Source organism: Streptomyces sp. S.PB5, from assembly GCF_030403745.1.
GTDB lineage: Bacteria > Actinomycetota > Actinomycetes > Streptomycetales > Streptomycetaceae > Streptomyces.
On sequence record NZ_JAQMWP010000012.1, the window covers coordinates 143893 to 167783 of the forward strand.

At 69.0% G+C, this 23891-nt stretch carries 19 protein-coding genes; 10 read left to right on the plus strand and 9 right to left on the minus strand.

Features of this window, described 5'->3' with window-relative positions; translation table 11 throughout:
• Positions 1 to 53: 53 nt before the first annotated feature.
• The gene (hppD, locus tag PH203_RS30060) at positions 54 to 1259 is read left to right on the plus strand and encodes a 4-hydroxyphenylpyruvate dioxygenase (RefSeq protein ID WP_289923834.1); all 1206 of its coding nucleotides are present in this window, start codon (positions 54 to 56) and stop codon (positions 1257 to 1259) included.
• 264 nt (positions 1260 to 1523) lie between these two features.
• Here the strand turns inward: hppD and PH203_RS30065 are convergent, their stop codons facing one another.
• The 4 genes from PH203_RS30065 to PH203_RS30080 all read right to left on the minus strand — a co-directional run bounded on the left by PH203_RS30065 (position 1524) and on the right by PH203_RS30080 (position 8340).
• Positions 1524 to 3170, minus strand: a complete 1647-nt coding sequence (locus PH203_RS30065; protein ID WP_289923835.1) for a lectin — start codon at positions 3168 to 3170, stop codon at positions 1524 to 1526.
• 169 nt (positions 3171 to 3339) lie between these two features.
• Entirely contained in the window at positions 3340 to 5646 is a 2307-nt protein-coding gene (locus tag PH203_RS30070) for a beta-L-arabinofuranosidase domain-containing protein (protein WP_289923836.1), read from the minus strand.
• Positions 5647 to 6176: 530 nt separating this feature from the next.
• Complete coding sequence (locus PH203_RS30075) at positions 6177 to 7673, minus strand: HAMP domain-containing sensor histidine kinase (protein WP_289923839.1); 1497 nt, start codon at positions 7671 to 7673, stop codon at positions 6177 to 6179.
• Positions 7660 to 8340 (minus strand): response regulator transcription factor, encoded by a 681-nt coding sequence (locus tag PH203_RS30080; RefSeq protein WP_289924000.1) that lies wholly within the window; start codon positions 8338 to 8340, stop codon positions 7660 to 7662. The genes PH203_RS30075 and PH203_RS30080 overlap by 14 nt, the downstream gene beginning before the upstream one ends.
• Before the next feature lie 128 nt (positions 8341 to 8468).
• Between PH203_RS30080 and PH203_RS30085 the strand changes: the two genes are divergently transcribed.
• Complete coding sequence (locus PH203_RS30085; protein WP_289923840.1) at positions 8469 to 10001, plus strand: glycosyltransferase family 39 protein; 1533 nt, start codon at positions 8469 to 8471, stop codon at positions 9999 to 10001.
• 366 nt (positions 10002 to 10367) lie between these two features.
• On the opposite strand, the gene PH203_RS30090 is transcribed toward PH203_RS30085, so the two are convergent.
• The gene (locus PH203_RS30090) at positions 10368 to 10595 is read right to left on the minus strand and encodes a hypothetical protein (RefSeq protein ID WP_289923841.1); all 228 of its coding nucleotides are present in this window, start codon (positions 10593 to 10595) and stop codon (positions 10368 to 10370) included.
• A 207-nt stretch (positions 10596 to 10802) separates the two neighbouring features.
• Here PH203_RS30090 and PH203_RS30095 point away from each other — a divergent pair, with 207 nt between their 5' ends.
• From PH203_RS30095 to PH203_RS30110, 4 genes are all read left to right on the plus strand, one after another.
• Positions 10803 to 11636 carry an alpha/beta hydrolase gene (locus tag PH203_RS30095; protein ID WP_289923842.1) on the plus strand — a complete coding sequence of 278 codons (834 nt, stop codon included), beginning with the start codon at positions 10803 to 10805 and terminating at the stop codon, positions 11634 to 11636.
• Positions 11637 to 11655: 19 nt separating this feature from the next.
• The gene (locus PH203_RS30100) at positions 11656 to 12561 is read left to right on the plus strand and encodes an alpha/beta hydrolase (RefSeq protein WP_289923843.1); all 906 of its coding nucleotides are present in this window, start codon (positions 11656 to 11658) and stop codon (positions 12559 to 12561) included.
• Positions 12558 to 14087, plus strand: coding sequence for an FAD-dependent oxidoreductase (locus PH203_RS30105; protein WP_289923844.1), 1530 nt, complete (start codon positions 12558 to 12560; stop codon positions 14085 to 14087). Before PH203_RS30100 ends, PH203_RS30105 begins: the two co-directional genes overlap by 4 nt.
• Positions 14088 to 14149: 62 nt before the next feature.
• Positions 14150 to 15475, plus strand: a complete 1326-nt coding sequence (locus PH203_RS30110; protein WP_289923845.1) for an amidohydrolase family protein — start codon at positions 14150 to 14152, stop codon at positions 15473 to 15475.
• A 512-nt stretch (positions 15476 to 15987) separates the two neighbouring features.
• Here the strand turns inward: PH203_RS30110 and PH203_RS30115 are convergent.
• From PH203_RS30115 to PH203_RS30130, 4 genes are read right to left on the minus strand one after another with little or no spacing between them, the layout of a single operon-like run.
• Positions 15988 to 16854 (minus strand): alpha/beta hydrolase, encoded by an 867-nt coding sequence (locus tag PH203_RS30115; RefSeq protein WP_289923846.1) that lies wholly within the window; start codon positions 16852 to 16854, stop codon positions 15988 to 15990.
• 50 nt (positions 16855 to 16904) lie between these two features.
• Positions 16905 to 17132, minus strand: coding sequence for a LuxR C-terminal-related transcriptional regulator (locus tag PH203_RS30120; RefSeq protein ID WP_289923847.1), 228 nt, complete (start codon positions 17130 to 17132; stop codon positions 16905 to 16907).
• A gap of 19 nt (positions 17133 to 17151) precedes the next feature.
• Complete coding sequence (locus PH203_RS30125) at positions 17152 to 18330, minus strand: DUF3500 domain-containing protein (protein WP_354671279.1); 1179 nt, start codon at positions 18328 to 18330, stop codon at positions 17152 to 17154.
• A complete protein-coding gene (locus tag PH203_RS30130) occupies positions 18320 to 19423 on the minus strand; it encodes a zinc-binding dehydrogenase (protein WP_289923848.1) in 1104 nt (367 codons plus the stop codon). Before PH203_RS30130 ends, PH203_RS30125 begins: the two co-directional genes overlap by 11 nt.
• Before the next feature lie 227 nt (positions 19424 to 19650).
• On the opposite strand from PH203_RS30130, the gene PH203_RS30135 reads away from it, so the two are divergent.
• From PH203_RS30135 to PH203_RS30150, 4 genes are all read left to right on the plus strand, one after another.
• A complete protein-coding gene (locus PH203_RS30135; RefSeq protein WP_289923850.1) occupies positions 19651 to 20436 on the plus strand; it encodes an SDR family oxidoreductase in 786 nt (261 codons plus the stop codon).
• Between the two features lie 32 nt (positions 20437 to 20468).
• Positions 20469 to 21404: a dihydrodipicolinate synthase family protein gene (locus PH203_RS30140; RefSeq protein WP_289923852.1), complete on the plus strand. Its 936-nt coding sequence runs from the start codon at positions 20469 to 20471 to the stop codon at positions 21402 to 21404.
• A 53-nt stretch (positions 21405 to 21457) separates the two neighbouring features.
• The gene (locus PH203_RS30145) at positions 21458 to 22363 is read left to right on the plus strand and encodes a LysR family transcriptional regulator (protein WP_289923853.1); all 906 of its coding nucleotides are present in this window, start codon (positions 21458 to 21460) and stop codon (positions 22361 to 22363) included.
• A 212-nt stretch (positions 22364 to 22575) separates the two neighbouring features.
• A complete protein-coding gene (locus tag PH203_RS30150; RefSeq protein WP_289923854.1) occupies positions 22576 to 23886 on the plus strand; it encodes a DUF3533 domain-containing protein in 1311 nt (436 codons plus the stop codon).
• Positions 23887 to 23891: the final 5 nt, after the last annotated feature.

Here is a 23891-nt window from a genome sequence, read left to right on the forward strand (position 1 = left end):
CGGTGTGTCCTGCCGCCACGCGTTGGAAGCACGCAGACCGAAAGGGATGGCGTATGAGCATCGAGCAGACCCTCACGAGCCAGGAGCGCCTCGCCGAGCTGGACCTGCAGCAGCTCAAGCAGCTGGTCGGGCTCGTGGAGTACGACCCCGCGGGTGACCCCTTCCCGGTGACCGGGTGGGACGCGGTGGTCTGGTCGGTGGGCAACGCGACGCAGTCCGCGCTGTACTTCCAGGCGGTCTTCGGCATGGAGCTGGTGGCCTACTCCGGCCCCGAGACCGGCAACCGCGACCACCACGCGTTCGTACTGCGCTCCGGGGCGATCCGGTTCGTGCTCAAGGGCGGCGTCGACCCCGACAGCCCGCTGCTCGACCACCACCGCCGGCACGGAGACGGTGTCATCGACATCGCCCTTGAGGTGCCCGACGTGGACAAGTGCATCGAGCACGCCCGCGCCGAGGGCGCGACCGTCCTGGAGGAGCCGCACGACGTCACCGACGAGCACGGCACGGTCCGGATCGGCGCCATCGCCACATACGGCGAGACCCGCCACACCCTGGTGGACCGCTCCCGCTACACCGGCCCGTACCTGCCCGGCTATGTCGCCCGCACCTCCGGCTATGTGAAGCCCGAGGGCGAGCCCAAGCGCATCTTCCAGGCCCTCGACCACGTCGTGGGCAACGTGGAGCTCGGCCACATGGACGAGTGGGTCGACTTCTACAACCGCGTCCTGGGCTTCACCAACATGGCCGAGTTCATCGGCGACGACATCGCCACCGAGTACTCGGCGCTGATGAGCAAGGTCGTCGCCAGCGGCAACCACCGCGTGAAGTTCCCCCTCAACGAGCCGGCGGTCGGCAAGAAGCGCTCGCAGATCGACGAGTACCTCGACTTCTACCGCAGCCCCGGCGCCCAGCACCTCGCCCTCGCCACCAACGACATCATCAGGACCGTCGACATCCTGCGCTCCAAGGGCATCGAGTTCCTCGCGACCCCGGAGAGCTATTACACCGACCCCGAGCTGCGCGCCCGCATCGGCAACGTCCGCGTGCCGATCGAGGAACTCGCGTCGCGCGGCATCCTCGTCGACCGCGACGAGGACGGCTACCTGCTGCAGATCTTCACCAAGCCGATCGGCGACCGGCCCACCGTCTTCTTCGAGTTCATCGAGCGCCACGGCTCGCTCGGCTTCGGCAAGGGCAACTTCCAGGCCCTGTTCGAGGCGATCGAGCGCGAGCAGGAGAAGCGCGGCAACTTCTAGGAGCCGGCCGGGCTGGCACGACGGGGCGGGGCCCCGCGGGCACCGTTCCCCGGGGGAAGCGGGGTCCCGGGTCGTGCGCGCAGTGAAGGTGGACGGAACGGAGATCCTGGGGGATCGGTGTGACCCTCACCCGACTCGGCCGCTCCCGCGGACACCACCTTCCGTTGGATGAGGGCAGCCCCCGCAGCGCGGCACGCTGCAGTGGGGCTACCCCTTCCCGTCGGAGGTCTCCCTGCCGCAAGTGTCCCCGCTAACCAGGGACTGTTACGGCAAAGAGGTCCACTTCTGGTTGCTCTGGCCGTTGCAGGTCCACAGGACCAGCCGGGTTCCGTTCGCGGTGGCGGCCCCGTTGACGTCGAGGCACAGACCGGCGTTGACGTTGCGGATCGAGCCGTCGGCCTGTGCGGTCCACTTCTGGTTGTTCTGGCCGTTGCAGGGCCAGATGATGACCTGTGTGCCGTTGGCGGTGCCCTGGTTGTTGGCGTCCAGGCACTTGTCGCCGAAGACGCGGATCTCGCCCCCGGCCCAGGTGGTCCAGAGCTGGTTGGCTGCGGTGTGGCAGTCCCAGATCAGCGTCGCCGTCCCGGCCGCGGTGCTGCCGCCGTCCACATCCAGACAGCGGCCGGATCCGGTACCGCGCAGGCGTGCCGTGGTGGAGGACAGGGGGCTGCCGCCGCTCATCTTGAACACGGCGACACCGTGCGCCGGGACGCTCGCCGAGATCTGGCCGGAGGTGCTCGACGTGCCGCCGGTCCACAGGTCGGTGAGGGTGAACGATCCGCCGGTGAGGCCGACCTGCGCGGCGTTGGTGGTGATCGTCGCGGTGCTGTCGCCCCGGTTGAACAGGCCGACGGCGACCGAGCCGTCGGACAGGCGCTTGGCGAAGACCTCGGTGGCGCCGTCGTCGCGCACCCGGCGTCCGCCCGCGCCCAGCGTGTCCTGGTTGACCGCCAGCAGGCGCGGGTTGCGCAGGATCGCGCTGACGTCGGCGGACATGGTGCGGATGTCGTTGCCGGCCATGAGGGGAGCCGAGAGCAGCGACCACAGGGCGAAGTGGGAGCGGGCCTCGGTCAGCGACAGACCGGGACGCCCGACGACGAGCATGTCGGGGTCGTTCCAGTGGCCCGGGCCCGACTGCGCGGCGAGTGGTGCGGTGATGTCCAGGACGTTGCCGACGCCCATCGGGTAGCTGTTGGTGTTGCCGTTCTGCCAGATGTCGAGCAGGTCCTCGGTCGTCCGCCACAGGTCGGCGACCTCGCCCCAGTTGTAGGAGGCGCCGGTGGGGGCGTGGAAGCTGTTGGGGTTGATGCTGTAGACGATCGGACGCCCGGTGGCGCGCAGGGCGTCGCGCATGGTGGTGAACTGCGCGATCTGCTCGCTGAGGGTGCCGTTGCCGGAACACCAGTCGTACTTGAGGTAGTCCACGCCCCATGAGGCGAACGAGGCCGCGTCCTGCGCCTCGTGCCCCTTGCTTCCGGTGGAGCCGGGGTAGGTGCCCACGCCCTGGGCGCATGTCTTCTCGTTGGGCGCCTGGTAGATGCCGAACTTCAGGCCCTTGCCGTGGATGTAGTCGCCCAGTGCCTTCATGCCGCTGGGGAACTTGGTCGGGTTGGCCCGGAGGTTGCCCGCGCTGTCACGCTGCGGGTCGAACCAGCAGTCGTCGACGACGACGTACTGGTAGCCGGCGTCCTTCATACCGGAGGACACCATCGCGTCGGCGGCCTCGCGTACCTGCGCCTCGGTGATGCCGCAGCCGAAGCTGTTCCAGCTGTTCCAGCCCAGGGGCGGGGTGAGGGCCGGGCTGCCCGGTGCGGCCTCGGCGGCCGTACCGGCGGAGGCGGTGACGCAGGCGGTGAGCGTCAGCGCGGTGGCTGTGAGGAGGCGTAGCAGTCGTGCGTGCAGGGGTGCCATGAGGGGGTCCTTTCTGGCCCGCAAGCGGCTTCCGCTGTACGGGCGTTGGGGGCATGGTCACGAGCTCGGGACGACGCGTCCGGTCAGCGCTGCAGGGGGAGCAGGTCCGGCCGGTACGGCAGCTTCAGGTGGTGGGGGTGTTCACGCCGGGGTCCCTGCCCTGGCGGACTCAGTTCCGTACGATGCGCCACCGGTTGTCGGCGGTGCCGTCGTCCGCGTCCTGGATCGCGAACGCGCCGACAGCGGTGGAGTTGTTCGCGATGGCGAGCAGCTTGCCGCTGTTGACGTTGCGGATCTTGTACGTCCCGTCCCCCTGGTCGAGCAGCGTCCACCGGTGGTCGGCGGTGCCGTTGTCCGACCACTGCAGGACCGTCGCGCCGTCCGCGGTGGACATGTTCTGGACGCCGAGCACCTTGCCGCTGTTGGCGTTGCGGAAGCGGACCGCGCTTCCGTCGGTGATCATGTACCAGTCGTGGTCGGCGGTGCCGTTGTCCGACCACTGCAGGGCGCGGCCGCCGTCGGCCGTGGACATGTTCTGGATGCCCAGCAGCAGACCGCTGGCCACGTTGACCAGACGGACACTGCCGGTGGTGTTCCAGTAGACGGTGTAGTTGTGACCGTGCGCGTCGTGGAACGGGCCGAGGTTGACGGTGGAGCCGTTGGCGGTGGCGGTGAAGGCGAGCGAGCTGCTGTTGGTCCGTGTGATGGAGGACGTGTTCAGCGTCGGCAGCGAACTGAGCGCGGTGTCGCCGTAGTTGCCGGACAGGACGACCGGGCCGTAGGTGATCGCGGCGACGTTCGCGTCGTCGTTGGCCGCTCGCATCACGACCCGCATGGGCAGGCGGACGGTGACCGTGTCGCCGGAGGTCCAGGAGCGGGTCAGGGTGGCATAGCTGCCGGGCGTGGTCGCGATGTTCTGCGCCGTGCCGTTGACGCTGATGGTGGCCCCGCTGGTCCAGCTCGGGATGCGGATGCGCATCGCCCAGGTTCCGCTGACGCTGCCGGTGACCTGCAGGGTCGTGGTGTCGGCGGCGGGATACGAGGTGGTCTGGGTGACCGTGATGCCGCGCTCGGTCCAGTTCAGCACCGACGGCACGAACAGGTTGACGATCAGCGTGGTGTCCGTGCGGAAGTAGACGGAGTCCATCAGCCTGGTGTGCATCTCCAGGCCCGTGCCCTGGCAGCACCAGAAGGTGCCGTAGTCGGTGCTCCACGTGCCGCCGCCCCACGCCGGGCCCACACCTCGGCGGCCGCCCGGCTTGAGCGGGGTGAAGTAGGTGACGTGGCCGTGGTCGTCGGCCGGGTTCTGCTGGCCGATCATCTGGTTGAGCCACGCCTGCTCGTAGTAGTCGAACAGCGCGGCCCGGTTCGGGTCGAGCGCGAACAACTCACGGGTGAGGGTGAGCATGTTGAAGGTGTTGCAGCTCTCGCACGTGTCGTTGTTCAGGTAGCCGGCGATGGCGTTCGGGGCGCGGAAGTGCTCCGCCTGACTGTTGCCGCCGATGGCATAGGTGTGCGCGTCGACGGTGAGATTCCAGGCGTTGGTGGCGATGTCCCGGTAGCGGGTGGTGCCGGTCGCCTTGAACTCCCGGGCGGCCCCGATCCACTTGGGCACCTGGGTGTTGGCGTGCAGTCCGCTGAGCCGGTCCTGGCCTGCGGCCAGAGGATCGAACACCGCGGCGTGGTCGAACCGCCGGGCGACCGTGAGCCACCGCGCGTCATCGGTCTGCTGGTAGAGGTCGGTCAGCACGGTGTTCATGCCGCCGAACTCGGTCTGCAGCATGGCCTGCATCTGCTGGTCGGTCAGCCGGCCGGTGCGCAGGTCGACCCATCCCGCCAGGGCGAGCAGTACGTCGCGGGCCTGTGTGCTGCCGATGTGACGCCACACGTCCAGCAGGCCGGCGAGGGTCTTGTGGACGGTGTAGTACGGCACGTTGCCGTTGCTCAGGGTCCGCTGCTCGAGAGCGGTGAAGTCGGACTCGGGGTAGCCGGACAGGTACCCGGCGTTGAAACCGGCGGCACCGTTGTTGGCCTGGCACTTGGCCAGCTCCGCGACCATGTACGTGGCCTTGTCCCGGCAGACGGTGTCCCCGGTCACGGCGTACAGCTGCGCCCAGGCCGTGAGGAAGTGGCCCTGGACGTGGGTGCGGAAGGGGAAGTCCGGCGCGTCCCAGCCGCCGGTGGCGGCCGCGCCGTTGGTGGGCAGCTTGTGGTTGGCACGGAAGTTGTACAGCAGTCGGTCGACATCGACGAACCGCAGGTAGGTGCGCGTACGGTTCTGGTTGTCCAGCCACCGGCTCGCGGTGAGCCGGACCTGGTCGAGTGCGAAGGGGTGTGCCGAGACCCCGATGTCGGCCCTTGCGGGTGGGATCGCCGCACGGGCGGGAGACGCGCCGAGGAGGGACCCGGTGGCAGAGGCGGCCACGGTGGCCCCGGCTGCTTGCAGAAGGCGCCGTCTGCTGAGGGAGGAGGACATCGCGAACCTTTCGGTGAGCAGAAGTGGTCAGGCCCAGGGGGTGACCGCTGTGAGGGGACTGTCAGTGCGGAAGGTGTCGGTGTTCTGGCGGAGGTCCACACGCTGCGCGTAGTCGTCGTGGCTGTCGCTGCACCAGAACTCGCCTGCGCTTCAGCCGTCGTAGGGGAGGCGCGTACCGCGTGGCCTGACCGGCCGGTGAGGCGGCCGCGGCGGTGGTGCCCTGAACGGCGGGGACACCCGACAGGGCGAGGAGCGTTCTTACGGGCCTCTTCAACTCTTCCTCCGGGCCGGCCGGTCCGCTTGGCCGATCGCCGTTGCGAGACTCGCCATCGTTCGAAATTGCGAACAACGTGCGGTACTTCGAGCAGAAGATAGATTTGAGGCCTGATGACGTCAATGTTTCTGACGGGTATGCCTTCAGTTTCGTGAGACATGGCATGTCTGTTTGGGGAGCAAGGGTGATTTAGCCGACCAGAGTGCTGAATCCGCTGTCGGTGCATAGGTAGTTGGGCCGAGCTGCCGGGGGCGCGTCATTCCTCGGCCGGGGCTGCGGCTCGGGGGAGGCGCAGTTGGAAGCATGCTCCGAGGGTGCGGGGGGCGAGGGTGAGGGTGCCTCGGTGGCGGTGGGCCAGGTCGCGGGCGATGGCGAGGCCCAGGCCGGTGCCGCCCTGGTCGCGGGAGCGGGCGTCGTCGAGGCGGACGAAGCGTTCGAAGATGCGCTCGGCGTCCTCGGCGGGCACGCCGGGTCCGTCGTCGTGCACCGTGAGGACGACCCGGTCGTCCTGGTTGCGGACGGTGATCTGGATGCGGTGCGCGGCGTGGCGGGCGGCGTTGTCGATGAGGTTGCGCAGCAGCCGCTCGAACTCGTCGGGGTTTCCACGTATGTACGCGGGGGCGGTGCCGTCGCAGCCGAGAGTCAACGGCCGTTCGGTGAGGGGGTATTGCCCGGTCAGCCGGGAGGCGAGGGCTGTCAGGTCGACGGTTTCGGGATCGGTCGTGGGGGAGCGGGTGTCGAGCCGGGCCAGGAGCAGCAGGTCTTCGGCGAGTGACTGCAGGCGGCGCGTCTGCCGTGCGGCGGTCGTGACCGCGGTGGGCCAGTCGGTGCGGTCCGGGTAGGCGAGCGCGACTTCCAGGCTGGCCAGCAGCGTGGTGAGGGGGCTGCGCAGTTCGTGGGCGGCGTCCGCGACGAAGCGGCGCTGCTGGGCGGCGGCGTTGTCGAGGCGCTGGAGGGTGGTGTTGATGGTGGTGGCGAGGGCGGTGATCTCGTGTCCCGTGGCGGGGACGGTGACGCGTTCGCGGGGGTCGTTCGCGGTGACCGAGGCGGTGAGGACGCGGATGGCTTCGACCGGCCGCAGCGCGATGCGGACGGTGAAGTAGGCGATGGCGGCGATCAGCACAAGGCCGACGAGGCCGGCCCGCAGCAGCAGGTCGTCGGTGGTGCCGGCGATCTCCTCGGCCGTGTCCGGGAGCACCACCACATAGGCCCGCAGCGTGGCGTCGGCGGTGACGCCCAGGGCGGCGGCTTTGTCCTTGCCCAGTTCACCGGCCCAGATGTCGTTGTACAGGACCAAGTAGGTCTTGCCGGCCAAGTCGTATCCGTACGCGGGGTGGTAGTCGCGGCGCTCCGGTATGCGCAGGGGCCGCATCGTGTAGCCGCCGCCGTCACCGTGATCCGGTGTCGGGGCGGAGAGCGCGGGTGGGGCGGGCAGGACATGGCGGGCGCGGGGGTCGAAGTCCTGCATGGCTCCGCCGGAGGCGACAGCGGTGCGTCGGCCGGTCGCGACGATCTCGTACGGCGCGGCGCTCGCGGGACCGGGAACCGAACCACGCCTCAGCTGATCGACGAGAGCGGCGAGATTCCGCTCGGCACGTTCTTCGGCGATGGTCATGCTCTCGCGGTAGACCTCCTGGTGTACCCACCAGCCGATGCCGCTGAGGACGACGGCCGCGGCCAGGGCGGTGGCCAGGGCCGCGCGGGCTCGTACCGAACGCGGCCACCAGCGGCGCCGCGGCTCAGTCGCGGTCACGGTCGTCCACCAGCCGGTAGCCGATGCCCCGCACGGTCTGCAGGGACTGCCGCTGGAACGCGGCGTCCACCTTCTTGCGCAGAGCGCTGACGCGCGCCTCCACCAGGTTGGGATCCCATGCTTCATCGGGCCACGCGTGATAGAGCAGATCCGTTTTGGAGACCGCCTGGCCCGCCCGTCGGGCCAGCAGCTCCAGCACGGCGAACTCCCGGGGGGTGAGGTCCACCCGGACCCCGGCCCGGCGGCAGACCCGGCCGGCGACGTCCAACGAGAGGTCGCCCACGGCAAGGACCGGCGGGGCGACCGCGGCGGCTCGTCTGACCAGGGCCCGCAGCCGTGCGACGAGCACCACGTAGGAGAAGGGCTTGGCCAGGTAGTCGTCGGCCCCGGTGTCCAGGGCCTCCGCCTGATCCCACTCCCCGTCCTTGGCGGTGAGGACCAGGATGGGCGTCGCGTTGCCCTCCCGGCGCAGCTCGGAGCACACCTTGTAGCCGTTGAGCCCGGGCAGCATCAAGTCCAGTACGACAAGGGCGTATTCGCCGGTCCGGGCCATCCACAGGCCCTGCCGGCCGTCATGGGCGACGTCGACGCTGTAGCCCTCCGCGGTCAGGCCGGTGTGCAGGGTGTGGGCAAGGTCCACCTCGTCTTCGACCACCAGGATGCGCATGTCGTGCAGCCTCGCACAGCGCTTGTCCGCGTTCCTGATCGGCCGGTCAGGTTGGGTCAGCATCCGATCAACGAAGTCCCGGCACGCTGGCGGCGTTTCTTCGCCGCTGCTGAAAGGCCCTGCGACCGATGTCCGTTGCTGAACGTGGCCCCGTCGTGGCCACAACGGCTTCCCCTCCCGTGCCGGCCCGTCGGCCAACACGGCGCCCGACCAAGGCCGTTGTCGTCATCGCGCCCCTGGCGCTGACCATCGCTGTGGGGCTGTGGGGCATCCGCAGGCAGAACACCATGTGGGGGGACGAGTCCGTCACCTATCAGCTCGCGCACCGCGATCTGTCGCAGATATGGCTGACCGCCCAGCACGTCGATCTGGTCCATGCCCTCTACTACGCCGTGATGCATGGGCTCTTCGGTCTCTTCGGCGGAGGGCTGCTGACGCTGCGGCTGCCGTCCGTGCTGGCGATGTCCGTGGCGGCGAGCGGAGTCGGGCTTCTGGGGCTACGCCTGGCGGGGGCCCGTGCCGGGCTGCTGGCCGGGCTGGTGTTTCCGCTCCTTCCCCAAGTGCAGAAGTACGCGCAGGAAGGCCGCTCGTACGCCATGGTCTGTGCCCTGGTCACCTGGTCCACCTATGCGCTCGTGGTCAGCGTCCCTCATCGCTCCCGATGGCGGTGGGCGGTCTACGGCTCCACCATGCTGGCGGCCTGTCTGCTCCATGAGTTCGCGGCCCTCGCCCTGCTCGCACACGGCGTCACACTGGTCGTCTCCCGTGTTCCACGACCCGTGCTGAGGGCGTGGAGTGCGGCTGCCGCAGGTGTTGTGGCCGGGCTGTTGCCGCTGGCGGTCTTCAGTGCGGGGCAGTCGGAGCAGGTGTCCTGGATCGGCGCACCGGTGCGGCTTCAATACTTCCTGGTGGTGGCGGTCGTGGGCGTGGCGTGTGCCCTTGCGCCCCTGAGGGCGAGGGGGCCCGTACGGCTTTCCGCGCTGGCGGTGCCGATTCTTGCGCTGCCGGGCCTTCTGCTGCTGATCGCCTCCCTGTTCAAACCGCTTTTCGTCGACCGGTACGTGCTCTACAGCAACATCGGAATCGCCTTGCTGCTGGGCGCCTGGATGGACTACTTCCACCGGCGGCAGCGGTCTTCCCGCATCGCGTGGATCGCGGTGGTCGCCGTACTGGCCGCGCTCGTCCCATCGAGCCTCTCACTGCGGACGCCCCAGAGCCGGAGCAATGACGCCACCGCCATCGCCGCCCTCGTACGCACGCAGGGCCGTCCCGGCGACGGGGTGCTCTATCTCCCCGGCAAGCACCGGATCCTGACCGCGGCCAGCCCCGAGGACACCCGCCTCCTGACGGACCTGGCCCTGGCACAGGACCCCGTTTCATCGAACACACTCGCGGGCGTCGAGCTCCCCGCCCAGGCTATTGCGGCACGCATGCTGGAATTCGACCGGATCATCGCGGTCCGCGACCCGGCGGCTGTGCACTCGCCGGCCGACGCGCGCGAGGAAGCGAAAACGAGCACCCTGCGACGCCACTTCCGCGAGCACGGAACAACCCGTGTCAACGGGGCGCGAGTCACCGTCTACGTCCGAGTCCATACGCCGTCTCCGAAGGCCGGTCCTCGATCCAACAGCCCGGGAACGAGCGGTGAGGTGATGAGATGACCGCGACTGGCGCCGGTCCGGCCGGCACAACCGATCGCGCCCCTTGAGGACACCATCGGCGAATCCGGCGGTGTCGTTGAATGACCTTGCGGCGGCGGGATGATGGCCGGAAACGGCGTGGAGGCGCGAGCGTGAGGTGATCGAGCAGCGGCATGGTGAGGGCGGCTGTGTCGACCGGAACGCATCGTGGAAGTCGGGCGGAGCCGCGCACCGGGCGCCGGGGACATCAGGCCGGGATGTGCCTGGTCGTCCAGTGCGCGATGCACGCGACGGCCACACCCCTGAGACGGACAAGATCGCGCTCGACAGACGCGGCCACTGGCACGACCTGACGCTCGACGCGACTGCTGCCCTGGTCAGCCGCCATCAGGGAAGGCCCCCAGCCCCGTGAGGATGAGGTCCAACCCGAAGGAGAAGACCTCTTCGACAGGCACCGGCAACGCCTCCGCGGTCGAGTGGACAGCGGGGAACTGTGCCGGATCCATGCGCCAGGCCACACACGTAGCGAGCCAGCGTCACATACGCGCGCGTGGCCAGTGAGGCCTCGAATCCCGCCTTGAGCAGGACCGCGACGCAGCGCTCCCGCAGCGCCATCGCGTTGGGACCGACGGGAATCTGCCTCGTCGACGATCTGCAGCGCCATGGCGACGATCCGGTCCGGTGGGACCGGCGGACGACCGGCAGCGCGGCGCACCAACTGATCCATCTCCTCGCTCACGAGCACCGTGGCCGTGACACGTGGGGGCTTCCTGTTGACACGACCACTTGACACAACCCCTTATCGGTAACAGTGTAGCCATTATGAGTACCTGGTCTGAGCCCCAGCCCGATTCCCGGTTCGTCGAGGTGGACGGTCTGCGGATCCACTACAAGCGCGTCGGGCACGGCCCGGCACTCGTGCTGCTGCACGGCAGTGCCTCATCCCTGCAGCACTTCGACCGCGCGGCGGATCTGCTGTCGGATTCGTTCGAGGTCATCCGTCCCGACCTGCCGGGGTTCGGACTGACGGGCCCGCGCAAGGACCGCGACTACCGCGTCCCGGCGTACGCCGCGACGGTGGCGGGCTTCATGGAGGCGCTGGGTGTGCCGCACTACGCGGTGGGCGGCAATTCCCTGGGCGGCAACATCGCCTGGAACGTCGCGCTGGATCATCCGGAGCGGCTGACCGGCCTGGTGCTGGTCAATGCCACCGGCTACCCGGAGAAGACGGTGCCCGCGGGGATGCGCCTGACCCGCAACCCGCTGGTGCGCCCACTGCTGAGGCGGGTGATGCCGCGCGGGGCGATCGAGCGCAACCTGCGCGAGGCCGTCGGGCCGCATGCGCAGATCGTGGACGACGCCATGGTGGACCGCGCCTATCAGCTCATGAGCCGCCCCGGCAACCGCTCGGCCTTCGTCGACTTCTGCAACACCGACCAGCCGGACCGCAGCGCGCAGATCCCCCGCATCGCGGTGCCCACGCTGGTGCTGCGCAGCGCGGGCATCGACGGCCAGCACTTCGCCCGTGACATCCCCGGCGCCCAGGAGCTCGTCCACCCCCACAGCGGACATCTGCTGCCGGAGGAGGAACCGCAGTGGGTCGCGGACGCGATCGCGAAGTTCCTCGGGTCCTGCGCCGACACCCCCACGCACTGAGGGCAAGGAGGCCCGTTCCATGAAGTACTTCGTCGCCTCGGGCGAGGACCGCAAGCTCACCGCCGATTCGCGGGGGGCGCTGCGCGGCAGTTTCATCGAGCTGTCCGACGGCGTCACCCACTACGAGCTGACGGGGCCCGAGGACGGGGATGTGGTCCTGATGGCGGGCGGTCTGACCATCCCGCTGTTCTACTGGGACGGCCTCGTCAGCGAGCTGCATGCCCGCGGACTGCGCACTCTGACCTGCAGCGCCTACGGCCGCGGCTACTCCGACCGGGTACAGGCGCGCTACGACGAGACGCTGTTCACGCGGCAGCTGGCCGAGCTGACGGACCGGCTCGGCCTGACGGCGCGGCCCCTGCACCTGGTCGGCACCTCCATGGGCGCGCTGGTCAGCATGACGTACGCCGCCCAGCACCGCTCGTCGGTGTCCACTCTCACCATCGTCGGACCCGCCGGTCTCGCGAAACCGCAGTTGACCTCCCCCGACCGGCTGCTGCGCAGCGATCTGCTGGCCGGAGTGGTCGCCCGCCGTCGCGGCCTTCAGCTGCTCCAGGGGCACCTCGGGCACAACGTCCGCGACCCCGAACTCGGCGCGAAACTGACCGAGATGGTCCTCGACGCCTTCCGCTTCGAGGGCTCGCTGTACGCGGTCTTCGACACCCTGCAGCACCTGCCTGTCGCCGGCCGGGACGACCTCTTCCGGCGGACGGGAGCCCTGGGCATTCCGACGCTGCTGCTGTGGGGCGACGAGGACAACGTCACGCCGCTGGCGCACTTCGACACAGCACGCGCTCTGCTGAAGCCCCAGAAACATCACGTAATTAATAAATGCGGGCATATGGCCCCCTTCGAACGGCCCCGCGACGTCGCCGACCAGCTCGTCCCGTTCGTGTCCGCACGCACCGAAAGGCTCGACTCATGAACCGTCCGCAGGTCATCGACGTACTGATCATCGGTGCCGGACCATCTGGCTCCGCGTTGGCGATCGACCTCGTACGGCGCGGACTCGACGTCCGGATCGTCGACAGGTCCCCCCACGCCTTCGACGGCTCGCGCGCCAAGGGCATCCAGCCCCGCAGCCTCGAAGTCCTCGAAGACCTCGGTGCTCTCGACGACGTGCTGGCCGGCGGCGACATCTATCCCAAACTCGGGATCCACGCAGGACCCATCGGTGTGCCGTGGAAGATGTTCCCCCACAAAGAGGCAACCCCGGACGTCCCGTACCCGAACACCTGGCTGATCCCGCAGTTCCGCACGGACCGCGCCCTGCATGCCCGGCTCGGTGAGCTCGGCCGCGAGGTCGAGTTCGGCAAGGAACTGACCGAGCTCACGCAGGACGGGGACACGGTGGTCGCCAAGGTGGTGGGCGCGGACGGGGTCGAGGAGATCGTCGCTCGTTATGCCGTGGGGGCCGACGGCGGCTCCAGCGTGGTGCGCAAGCAGCTCGACATCGGTTTCGCCGGGACGACGGACGAGGCCGAGCGCGTGTTGATCGTGGACGCCTCCGTCAGCGGCCTGGCCCGCAACCGGTGGCACATGTGGCCCGGCCTCGGCGGCAAGCTCATCGGCGCCTGCCCCATCCCCGACAGCGACATGTTCCAGTGGATGATCCGGCTCACGCCCGACGAGAAGCCGCCCCAGGAGATCGGCGCCATCATCGACCGGATCCACTCCCACACCCGCAACCGGCACATCCAGCTGCACGAGATCCACTGGAAGTCCGTGTTCCGGCCGAACATCCGTCTCGCGGAGCACTACGGCCGCGGACGTGTCTTCCTCGTCGGCGACGCGGCGCACGTCCACACCCCGGCCGGTGCCCAGGGGTTGAACACCGGTATGCAGGACGGCTACAACCTCGGCTGGAAGCTCGGCCAGGTCCTCGCCGGAGCCGACCCGGCCCTGCTGGACACCTACGAGGCCGAGCGGCAGCCGATCGCCGCCGGGGTCCTGGGACTGTCCACGGAGAAGTGGGGCGGCATTGCCAAGCTCGACCCCTCCAGCATGAAGCGCGGCAAGGACGAACAGCAGCTCTCCCTGACCTACTACGGCGGCCCGCTCGCCCCCGCCGACAGCGGCGGCACCAGCACGCTGCACGTGGGCGACCGCGCCCCGGACGCTCGACTGCTCGGCGCCGACGGAGCCGAGACCCGCCTGTTCGACCTCTTCCAGGGACCGCACTTCACCGCCATCGCCTACGGCCCCGGCGCCGCCCGGGACCTCGAACTCCTCGACTGGCCGACGACGGGCGCCCCGCTGAAGCGGCTCACCGGCGGATCGGCCGCGGGCGACGGCCGCACCTTCTCCGACCCCAAGAACACGCTGCGGAGTGCCTACGGCCTGACCGGCGACACGCTGCTGCTGATCCGTCCCGACGGCTACATCGGGCACATCGCCACTCGGGATTTCCTCACCACCACACAAACCGCCGCGCGGGCAATGACGCCATAAGCAGCAAGGAGCCGCACCATGTCCCAGCCGAGCCACATCTCCCCCGGGTCGGGGGCCACTGAATGAGCCGCATACTGCTGCGCGGAGCGCAGGTCATCACGATGACGCCGGACCGGCCGGACGCCGAGCACGTCGACATCCTCGTCGACGGCGAGACCATCGCCGCCGTCGGCGAAACCATCGAGGCGCCCGACGCCGAGGCCGTCGACTTCTCCGGCCGCGTCATCATCCCCGGCTTGGTCAACGCCCATCTGCACACCTGGCAGACCGCGCTGCGCTCCGTGGGCGCCGACTGGACGCTGATGGAGTACCTCACCCACCTGCACGGCGAGTGCGTCGGGCAGTACACCCCGGCCGACATGCACATCAGCAATCTCGCCGGCGCCCTGAACCAGATCAACTGCGGTACCACCACCATCGGCGACTGGTGTCACAACGCCTTGTCGCCCGAGCACGCCGACGCGGCCGTCGAGGGACTGGTCCAGGCCGGGATCCGCGCCGTCTTCCTGCACGGCACGCCCTACCGCTCGCCGGACACACCCCACCCGCTCGCCGAGATCGACCGGCTGCTCGACGGCCCCGTCCGCGACCACGCCCTCCTCACCCTGGGCATGGCCCTCCAGGGGCCGCAATACTCCTCCGCCGAGACCGCGCTGGCCGACTTCCGGGCCGGCGCGGAACGCGGCCTCGTCGTCTCGATGCACCAGAGCGGCGGCGAACCCTCACCCGGCTGGGAAGCTGTGCGCAACGCCGGGCTGTTCAGCCCCCTGACCAACGTCGTGCACGGAGCCGACCTGCCCGGCGACTGGATCAAGACCCTCGTCGAAGCGGGCGTCACCTTCACCACCACCCCGGAGAACGAACTGGGCCAGGGACACGGCACACCCATCACCGGATCCCTCCTGAGCCTGGGCGCGGCACCCTCCCTGGGCACCGACATCGACACCGTCGTACCAGGCAGGGTCTTCACCGCCGCCCGGATCGCCCTGGCCCACCAGCGCAGCCTGGACCACGCCCACCACCGGCAGACGACCGGCATGTACGCCAACACACCGTCCGTCACCGGCAAACAGGCGCTTGCCTGGGCCACGGTCGAAGGAGCGAAGGCACTGGGCCTGGCGGACAAGGTGGGCCGGATCGAGGCGGGCATGCAGGCCGACCTGGTCGCCGTCGACGCCCGGGCGCTCAACCTGTGGCCGGCGCACGACCCCATTGCCACGGTCCTGCACGCCGACATCGCCAACATCGAAGCCGTGATGGTCGCCGGCACCTGGCGCAAGCGCGATCACGTTCTGCTCGCATCCGGCCTCGACGAGATCAAGGACCAGCTACGCGAGTCCGGAGAGCGGTTGCTGTGCGGCATCAGGCCCGCGGGCTCTCCAGGCTGACACACCGCAACGGCCCCGACGCGTGAACCGCGCGCCGACGCGCACGACACCCCGTCCTCGTCGGCGCGCTGGCCACGCGCCCTCAGAGCCGCACACCGCGTCTGGGGGCATACAACTCTCCCCACTCTCGACGGCCTCGCATGGCGTCCGGCCCTCCTGGCCATGGCGGACAACCTGCGTTCGATGCTTCTCAGGCGCCCCTGGCTGCTGGCCGCCATGACCGTCCAGCCTCTCGACGGCCCGGCCAGGGACCGCCATGACGAGCACCTGCCCGCGGTCTGCGAGGCGTCCGGCCCTCACCAGGCGGGACGCCGAGCAAGCCGCCCAGAGCATTGTCACGTTCGCGATCGGCGCCGACCTCGCAGGCACCCCTCGCCCGTATGTGTCCTTCGGACTGCGGTCACTTCTCGACGGCGTCGAAGCCAGGCTTGCCGCTCCTACCTGACCCGGCACAGCAGAAGAGGCAGACACTTAACTCGACCGCCTTCCTCTGAAGATGGCCTCTCACCCGCTCAGGAGGCCGCGGACCGCACGATGGCGCGGGTCGCAGCACGCCCCTCGGGAGCGGGGACGAGCGGGTAGGCATGGACCGCACCGTCGCACACGATGACATTCACGGCCGCCCCTTCCGCAGCAACTCGTTCTTCCAGGCGCCGCACGTCCGGGTAGAACAAGTCGCGAGTGCCGATGTAGAGGTCGATGGGCGCCAGGGGGGCAAGCGGGCCATTGACGGGACTGAGCCGGGGTTGGGCGGGGTCATCCCCGCCTGCCCAGCCACGTCCGGCCGCGAGCAGGCGGCTGGTGGTGAGAAACGGATCTCGGGCTTCGACCTCGGGAATCGCAGGGTTGGCCAGAGTCAGATCCAGCCAGGGGGAGATCAGTACTACTCGGGCCGGCTGGGGCAGACCCGAGCCGTCCAGGCTCTGCGCCACGCCCAGGGCCAAGCCCGCGCCGGCGGAGTCGCCCATGATCGTGACCTGGCCGGCGTCCAGGTCGCTGAGCAGGTCGCGGTAGACGGCAGTGACGAAGGGATAGGCGTCACGGTAGGTGTACTTCGGCGCCAGCCCGTACTGCGCCACCTCGACTCGTACACCGGCATCCGCAAGCTGCGAGATCAACTGCCAGTGCTGGGGCAACATGTGGCTGATGTAGGCGCCGCCGTGCAGATAGACGACCGCTCGCTCCGCTCGGCGCCCGCGCGGACTGACGGTGCAGCATTCGAAACCGTCGATGCTGCGCGATCTCACGTCGTGCCGCTGTACCAGTTTGGCGGGCGGACGAGGCGGCTCCTTCGATGCAGCCCCGGGGTCAGGGGCCGTCCTGCGTTTACGGGTCAACCGCAGGTACGCGGCGATTACGTGCATATGGGGACTGCTCATGTCCGGCTCTCCTTCTTGGCACCGCGATGCCGTCCGCTTCGCGGAGGTTGTCACCTGTGCAGGACCGGTCTGACCAGCCCTGCTTCGTAGGCGAAAGCCACCGCCTGGATGCGGGTGCGGACACCGGCCGTGGCGAGGATGCTGCTGACGTGTGACTTGATCGTGGTTTCGGCCAGATGCAGGTCCTCGGCGTTCTCTGCGTTGCTTCGACCCGATGCGACGCGGGCGAGAAACTGGTTCTTTCGTGGGGAGTGGGGGCCGGCGGTACGGGTGTGCACGGCGCTCCCCGAGTACGCCCTACTCGTGTGCGATGTGCGCGCGGTGTTCGGCGAGTACGTCCAGTCCGAAGTCGGAGGTCAGGTCACGCCACACCGAGTGGGCGTGGTTGGCGTACCGCTGGGTGTTGTCGTACTCGATGAGGACGCGAGGATCCTGCACCCGGTAGTAGTGCGGCTCCCCGGCGTCCGTGCTGCCCGCCCAGCCGAAATGCACCGCGTCGAGGACGGTGTCAGAGGCGTAGTGGGTGTCGTAGGCGTCCGCGAGGAACTCGGGTGCCCGTCCGGTGTAGAGGGTGACGAGCCGGCGCAGCAGGTGCCGCTGCTCGTCGTTCAGGTCGCGGCCGCTGATGCCTTTGGGGGGAATCGTGATGGCCACGCGCGCGTGATCGTTCTCGGTGTATCCGCTGCCCGCTTCCGCCCGGCGGTCGATGTCGTCGACGAGCCGGTCCAGCTCGGGGTCGGCGAACCGGCCCCGCCACAGGTCCTGCATGTGCATCATCGTGTCGCCGTGTTCGACGCGTGGGCGGTTGCCGGAGACGATGTCCGAGACCGCGGACGGGTGGAGCAGGGCGCTTCGGAGTTGGCCCGGGTCCAGACTGCGGACCAGTTGACGGGCCGTCTCCTCAGGGCCTTGCAGGGGTCGCAGGGTGCCTCCGATCAGCTCGGTCGTGGCGGGGTCGGCACCGATGAAGCAGGGGGCCGTGGAGACGAGCCGGCCGGCGACGACGAGGTTGTTCAGGGAGATGTGGTGGCCGCCGAACCGCCATGCCCAGACACGGTCGCCGGGGCGGCCGAAGATCCTCAGCCAGTAAAGGCCTGGGTCCCGTCCGCGCTGCCGGCCCCAGTTGACCCGCCACCCTTCCAGCTGGTCCAGGACGTTCTCCAGTCCCATCACGGTGGTGACCGTGGCGTAGCCCGGGACGGACAGTCCGGTGGCCACCAGCCGCATGGCCAGGCTCTGTTGGCGGGCGTTCTGGTCCCGGACGGCGAGCCCGCCGTGTTCGGTGGGGGTGTAGAACCAGCGCAGCCGCTCGGCCTCCGCATCCGGGTGGAGCGGGGAGTCGTAGGCGGCGAGCGGGAGTTGGTCCTCGCTCAGGCTGTTCAGCCAGGCGGTGGCGGCATCGGCCATGACGGCCGCCGCCTTCTCCCGCCCGGCTGCCAGGGCGTCGGGCACGGTGCCCTCTCGGTCACCGGTCACCGTTGGACTCCGGGTCCTCGGAGATGTCCAGCATGACCTTGATGGCGTTGCCCCGGCGCTCGGCGTAGGTGTCGAACGCCTCGGCGACGTCGGGCAGCCTGAAATGGTGGGTGACCAGTTCCGCGGTGCGCAGCCGCCCTCGGGCGGCCAGGCCCACGGCGCGGGCCACCGAACCGGTGCCCTCGCCGCGGACCGTCTGGATCGAGATCCCGTTCATCACGGCGTGGTTGAGGTCGGCCCGTACGGGTTCCTCGAAGAAGCCGACGAGGACGACCTTCCCGGACCGCTTGGCCATGCGCAGCGCGTCGTCCACCGCACTCGGGGCGCCGGAGCACTCCAGGACGATGTCGGCACCGATCCCGTCGGTCGCCTCGCGAACCGCCGCTACCGCGTCCTCCTCCCGGGAGTTGACGACCAGGTCCGCGCCGAAGGACTTGCCGAGGGCGAGCCTGGCTTCCCGCGTGCCGGCCAGGGCTACAGTCCTGGCCCCGAGTTCACGGGCGACCTGTACCGCGAGCAGCCCTATCGGTCCGGGACCGATCACCGCGACCGTGGATCCGACGAGCAGGGTGTCGAGCACATCGAAGGCGTGCATCACGGTGCCCACGGTGGTCAGGACGACCGCGGCGTCGAAGTCCACGGTGTCCGGCAACCGGTGCAGGGTCGCCACGTGGTTGAGCGCGTACTGGGCGAAGCCCCCGTTGACCGTCATCCCCTGCACGCGGTGCCCGGTGTGCCGCAGGCCGTAGTTGAGGCAGTCCGTGTAGACCCCGGCCAGGCAGTTCGCGCAACGCATGCAGCCGCGGTGGGCCTCCGTCACCACGCGGTCGCCGACCCGGAGTTCGTCCACGGCGCTGCCCACCGCGGCGACGACGCCGGCGTACTCGTGGCCGGGTACGAACTCGCCCGCGGCCGGGCCGCCGTCCTTGAAGAAGTGCCGACTGCGGATCTTCAAGTCCGTTCCGCACAGGGACGCCCTGCGGACGTGGACCAGAACGTCTTCCGGCCCCACCTGCGGCACGGGCAGCGCCGTGACGGCCAGGGTGCCGGGCTCGCCCAGCACCGCGGCCTGCATGGTTTCCGGCAAGGACATAGGGGCCTCCAGTTACGGCCATGAACATGTGCCGGGAATCGACGGGCCGAAACGGCCCTGTTCCCCACCTCATCTCATCTTGCACGCCGACAACGCCTGTTCCCTCTTCGCGGCACATAGGCATCCCTTATGCATGTCGCGAGAGATTCCTATTGGAGACCCATCACGACCTCATGGCAGTGTCAGTTGGAAACGACGAACGGGGCCACCGCCCAAGGAGCGAAGCTGTGGATCTGGGAATTTCGGGCAAGACCGCGCTCGTACTGGGCGGAGGTGGGGGTCTCGGCGGCGCGATCGCCCAGGCTCTGGCCGCGGAAGGGGCCGCCGTCGCCGTCGCGGACATCAGCCCGCAGGCCGCCGAGCGCACCGCCGAGGCGGTGGCCGACGCGGGCGGGAAAGCCGTGCCCCTGGAATGGGATCTCGCGGACCTGGGCGCGATCGACCAGCACATCGCGGCCGTCGAAGGGGCGCTCGGTCCCGTGGACATCCTGGTCAACAACACGGGAGGGCCGCCGCCCTCGCCGGTTGCGGGGCAGGACCCTGAACTCTGGCTGCAGCACTTCCAGTCCATGGTGCTGTCCGTCATCGCGATCACGGACAGGGTCGTGCCGTTGATGCGCAGTCGCGGCTGGGGTCGGATCATCACCAGCGCCAGCTCGGGGGTGATCGCCCCCATCCCCAACCTGGGGCTGTCGAACGCCCTGCGGAGCAGCCTGCTCGGCTGGTCCAAGACGCTGGCCCGGGAAGTCGCGGCCGACGGCGTCACCTGCAACGTGGTCGTTCCGGGCCGGATCGGCACCCAGCGGATCAAGTTCCTCGACCAGGCCAAGGCCGATCGGGAGGGTAAGTCCGTCGCGGAGGCGTCCGCCGAGAGCGTCGCGTCGATCCCTGTGGGCCGCTACGGCGAACCGCGGGAATACGCCGCCGCCGTCGCCTTCCTCGCAAGCGCCCAGGCCTCTTACATCACAGGCTCGGTCATTCGCGTCGACGGCGGACTCATCGCCAGCCTCTGAAAAAGACATCGGATTTCTGAGGAGGCAGAACAATGGCAGCCCTGGACCGCAACACGGATGGTGTTTTCGCCATCGCACCAACGCCCTTCGACGAGGAAGGCGCCATCGATTTCGACTCACTCAGCCGGCTCGTCGACTTCTACGCAGGCGCCGGCGTCACCGGACTGACCCTCCTGGGGCAGATGGGCGAAGCACCCAAGCTGTCCCACGAGGAGAGCGTGCGCATCGTCCAGCACGTCCTCAAGCGCACCGATCTGCCGATCGTCGTGGGTGTCTCCGCACCCGGCTACGCCGCCATGCGGGCTCTCGCGGTCGACGTCATGTCAGCCGGCGCCGACGGCGTCATGATCGCCCCGCCGAACACGCTGCGTACCGACGACCAGATCGTGAGCTACTACGAGGGAGCGGCGGGCGCCATCGGCGCGGACGTGCCGTTCGTGATCCAGGACTATCCGCTGTCCTTCTCCGTCGTCATGTCCCCTGCCGTCATCGCCCGCATCGCGAACGCCGCGCCGGGGTGCGTGATGCTCAAGCACGAGGACTGGCCGGGCCTGGAGAAGATCAGCGCACTCCGGCAACTCGAAGCCGACGGAGCGATGCCCCGCCTGTCGATCCTGTGCGGGAACGGCGGCCTCTTCCTGGACTTCGAGACCGAACGCGGAGCCGACGGAGCGATGACGGGCTATTGCATTCCCGAACTCCTCGTCGACGTGGTGCGCCACACCGCCGCCGGCGACCGTGACGCCGCCCATGACATCTTCGACGCCCACCTGCCCCTGCTGCGCTACGAACAGCAGCCGGGCATCGGCCTGGCCGTGCGCAAGTACGTCATGAAGCGCCGCGGCATCCTGACCTCCGACACCCAGCGCAAGCCCGGGGCCGTGCTCTCGGCGCGTGCCCGCACCGAGGTCGACTACCTGCTGTCCCGGCTCACCCGCAAGGACAGCAGGGTCGCACTCAGGGCATGACGCGCAGATGACACCCCTCAGCGCAGCAGTGCGGCACCACGTAACTTGATCGCATGCAGCTACGTCAGCTGGAGTACTTCCTCGCGGTCTGGGAGGCGGGTTCCTTCAGCGGAGCGGCTGCGCGGCTCTATGTCACGCAGCCTTCGCTGTCCCAGCAGATCGGCGCCCTGGAGAAGGAGCTGGGCGCGGTCCTGCTGGAGCGCGGCCGGCAAGGGGTGACGCTGACTCCCGCGGGCCGTGTCTTTCTGCCCCGTGCGCAGGACGTCGTCCGTGCGGTTCAGGAAGCGCAGGACTCGGTGCGCGAGGTGGTGGAGGGTCGTCAGGGCGACGTCCACGTCCTGACCGTACGGTCCGTCGCCTCGGGGATCCTGCCGCCGTCCGCGGCGCGCTGGCACTCGACGTACCCCTCCACCGTGCTGAGACTGCACGACTACTCCCACCGCCGAGACCTCGAAGAGGCCATGCGCAGTGGCCAGGGCGACATCGCGGTAGGTCCACGGCCCGACCCGTGGGAGGGACCCGTCATCTCCCTGGGATACGAGGAGATGGTGGTGACCGGCTCGGCCGAATACCCGGCGGGGGCAGCGGCTGATCCGGCCGAACTGGCCGCTGCCGACTGGGTGCTCTACGAGCAGGAACAGGGCATGAGCGAAGTGGTGGACCGCCTGGCAGGGCACCTCGGGTTCACGCCGCGTGCCGTCGCACGTACGGGCCAGGTCTCCGCAGCGCTCCTGTTCGCGGTCGAGGGGATCGGCGTGACGGTGACACCGGAGAACGCGGTGCCGCTGCGCTGGTCGAGGCACGCCCGGCGGATCGGGCCCGGCTGTTTCCGGGAGCTGGTGGTGTTCAGCAGAAAGCTCCCCTCGCAACTGGCCGAGCGGTACCGGGACATGCTCACCTCTTTGGAGCTGCCGCTCACTGCCGAACGGGATCTGCCCGAAGGGGCAATCCGCTTCTAGCGGCATGACGCCCAGCTGCGCTCGCCGCGCAGGAAAGAGCCCGGGCTGCGAGGTCCTCGCCCCGAGCTGTCACAGCCGCCTGCATCCGCCACTGCCTGGACAGTGCCCCGGCCGGACCCGTGCCGGGAGCCTTCGGGTTTGACTTTACGCAGCTAGGTGACCATCCTGGTCACCTAGTAACCGAAATGGTTACCCAAAGGGATGTGCGCACCATGACGAACGACAACGAGCCCGCAGGAAGCAGGCTGGGGCCGCGGTTGTGGCTGACCCCGGCAGTCATCGTCACCGTGGTCATGGCTGCTCTGGCAGCGTTGTATCTGGGATCGACGGTCAACTCCTCCAAAGACCTCAACGACTTTCCCGTAGCGGTCGTCAACGCCGATACCGGAGCCACCAGCCCATCAGGGCAGCGCATCGACGTCGGCAAGCAGATCTCCGACAGCCTGCGCAAGGGCGTCGATGACGACAAGTTCGATCTACGCTTCATCAGCCTCGCCGCAGCGAAGGAGGACATGGGCAAGGGGAAGCTCTACGGCACGATCGTTCTGCCCTCGGACCTGAGCAAGAAGCTGGGGGCTCTCACGGAGAGCGCGGCGACCGGTGGGGCCGCACAGCAGCCCGCGGTCACCGTGTACACCAACCCCCTCGCGAACACCTCCAGCGTGTCCGTCGTCAATTCCTTCGCTTCTCAGGCGCTGGCCGAGGCGAACCAGACCGTGGGCAAGCAACTCCTCGCCACTGCGACACAGGCCGGGGACAAGGCGGCATCCGGCAGCCAGTCCGTCTCGGGAACGGCACGCATCGTTCTGTCCGAACCGATGCTGGTGCATGTCACGCCGTTCAAGGAGGTTCCCGACGGGACCGGCGGCGGCCTCTCGGCCTTCTACTACGCCCTCCTGCTGGCGCTGGCCGGGTTCACGGGCTCCCTGATCGCCACCAGTCTCGTCGACGCCCAGCTCGGGTTCACTCCGTCGGAGATCGGTCCCCTCTATCGCATGGAAAGCCACTCGGGTCGCAGCCGCCTGACCACCCTTCTTCTGAAGTGGGGAATCATGGCGGGTATCGCGGTGCTCGTCAGCAGTGTCTATCTGGGGATCGCGGACTGGATCGGCATGCCGCTGGACCATCCGTGGGAGCTGTGGCTGTTCAGCGTGTTGAGCATCTGGGCCGTCGCGGTGGTCGCTCAGACGGTTCTCGCTCTGCTGGGCAGTCTGGGCATGGTGGTCAACCTCTTCCTCTTCATCGTGCTGTCGATCCCCAGCTCCGGGGGTACGACACCGCTGGAAGCCATGCCCCCCTTCGTTCGCTTCCTCAGCTCGTTCGAGCCCATGCACCAGATCTATCTCGGTACGCGCTCGATCCTGTACTTCGGAGCCACCTGGGACTCGGGGCTGGCGCGTGCCGTGCTGGCCTCCGTGATCGCGCTCGTCCTCGGCCTCCTCGTCGGGGCCGCGGGTACTCGTGCCTACGACCTCAAGGGGCTGACCAGGAAGCACAGCGCCCCTGCCGTCGCCGCGCAGTGACGGAC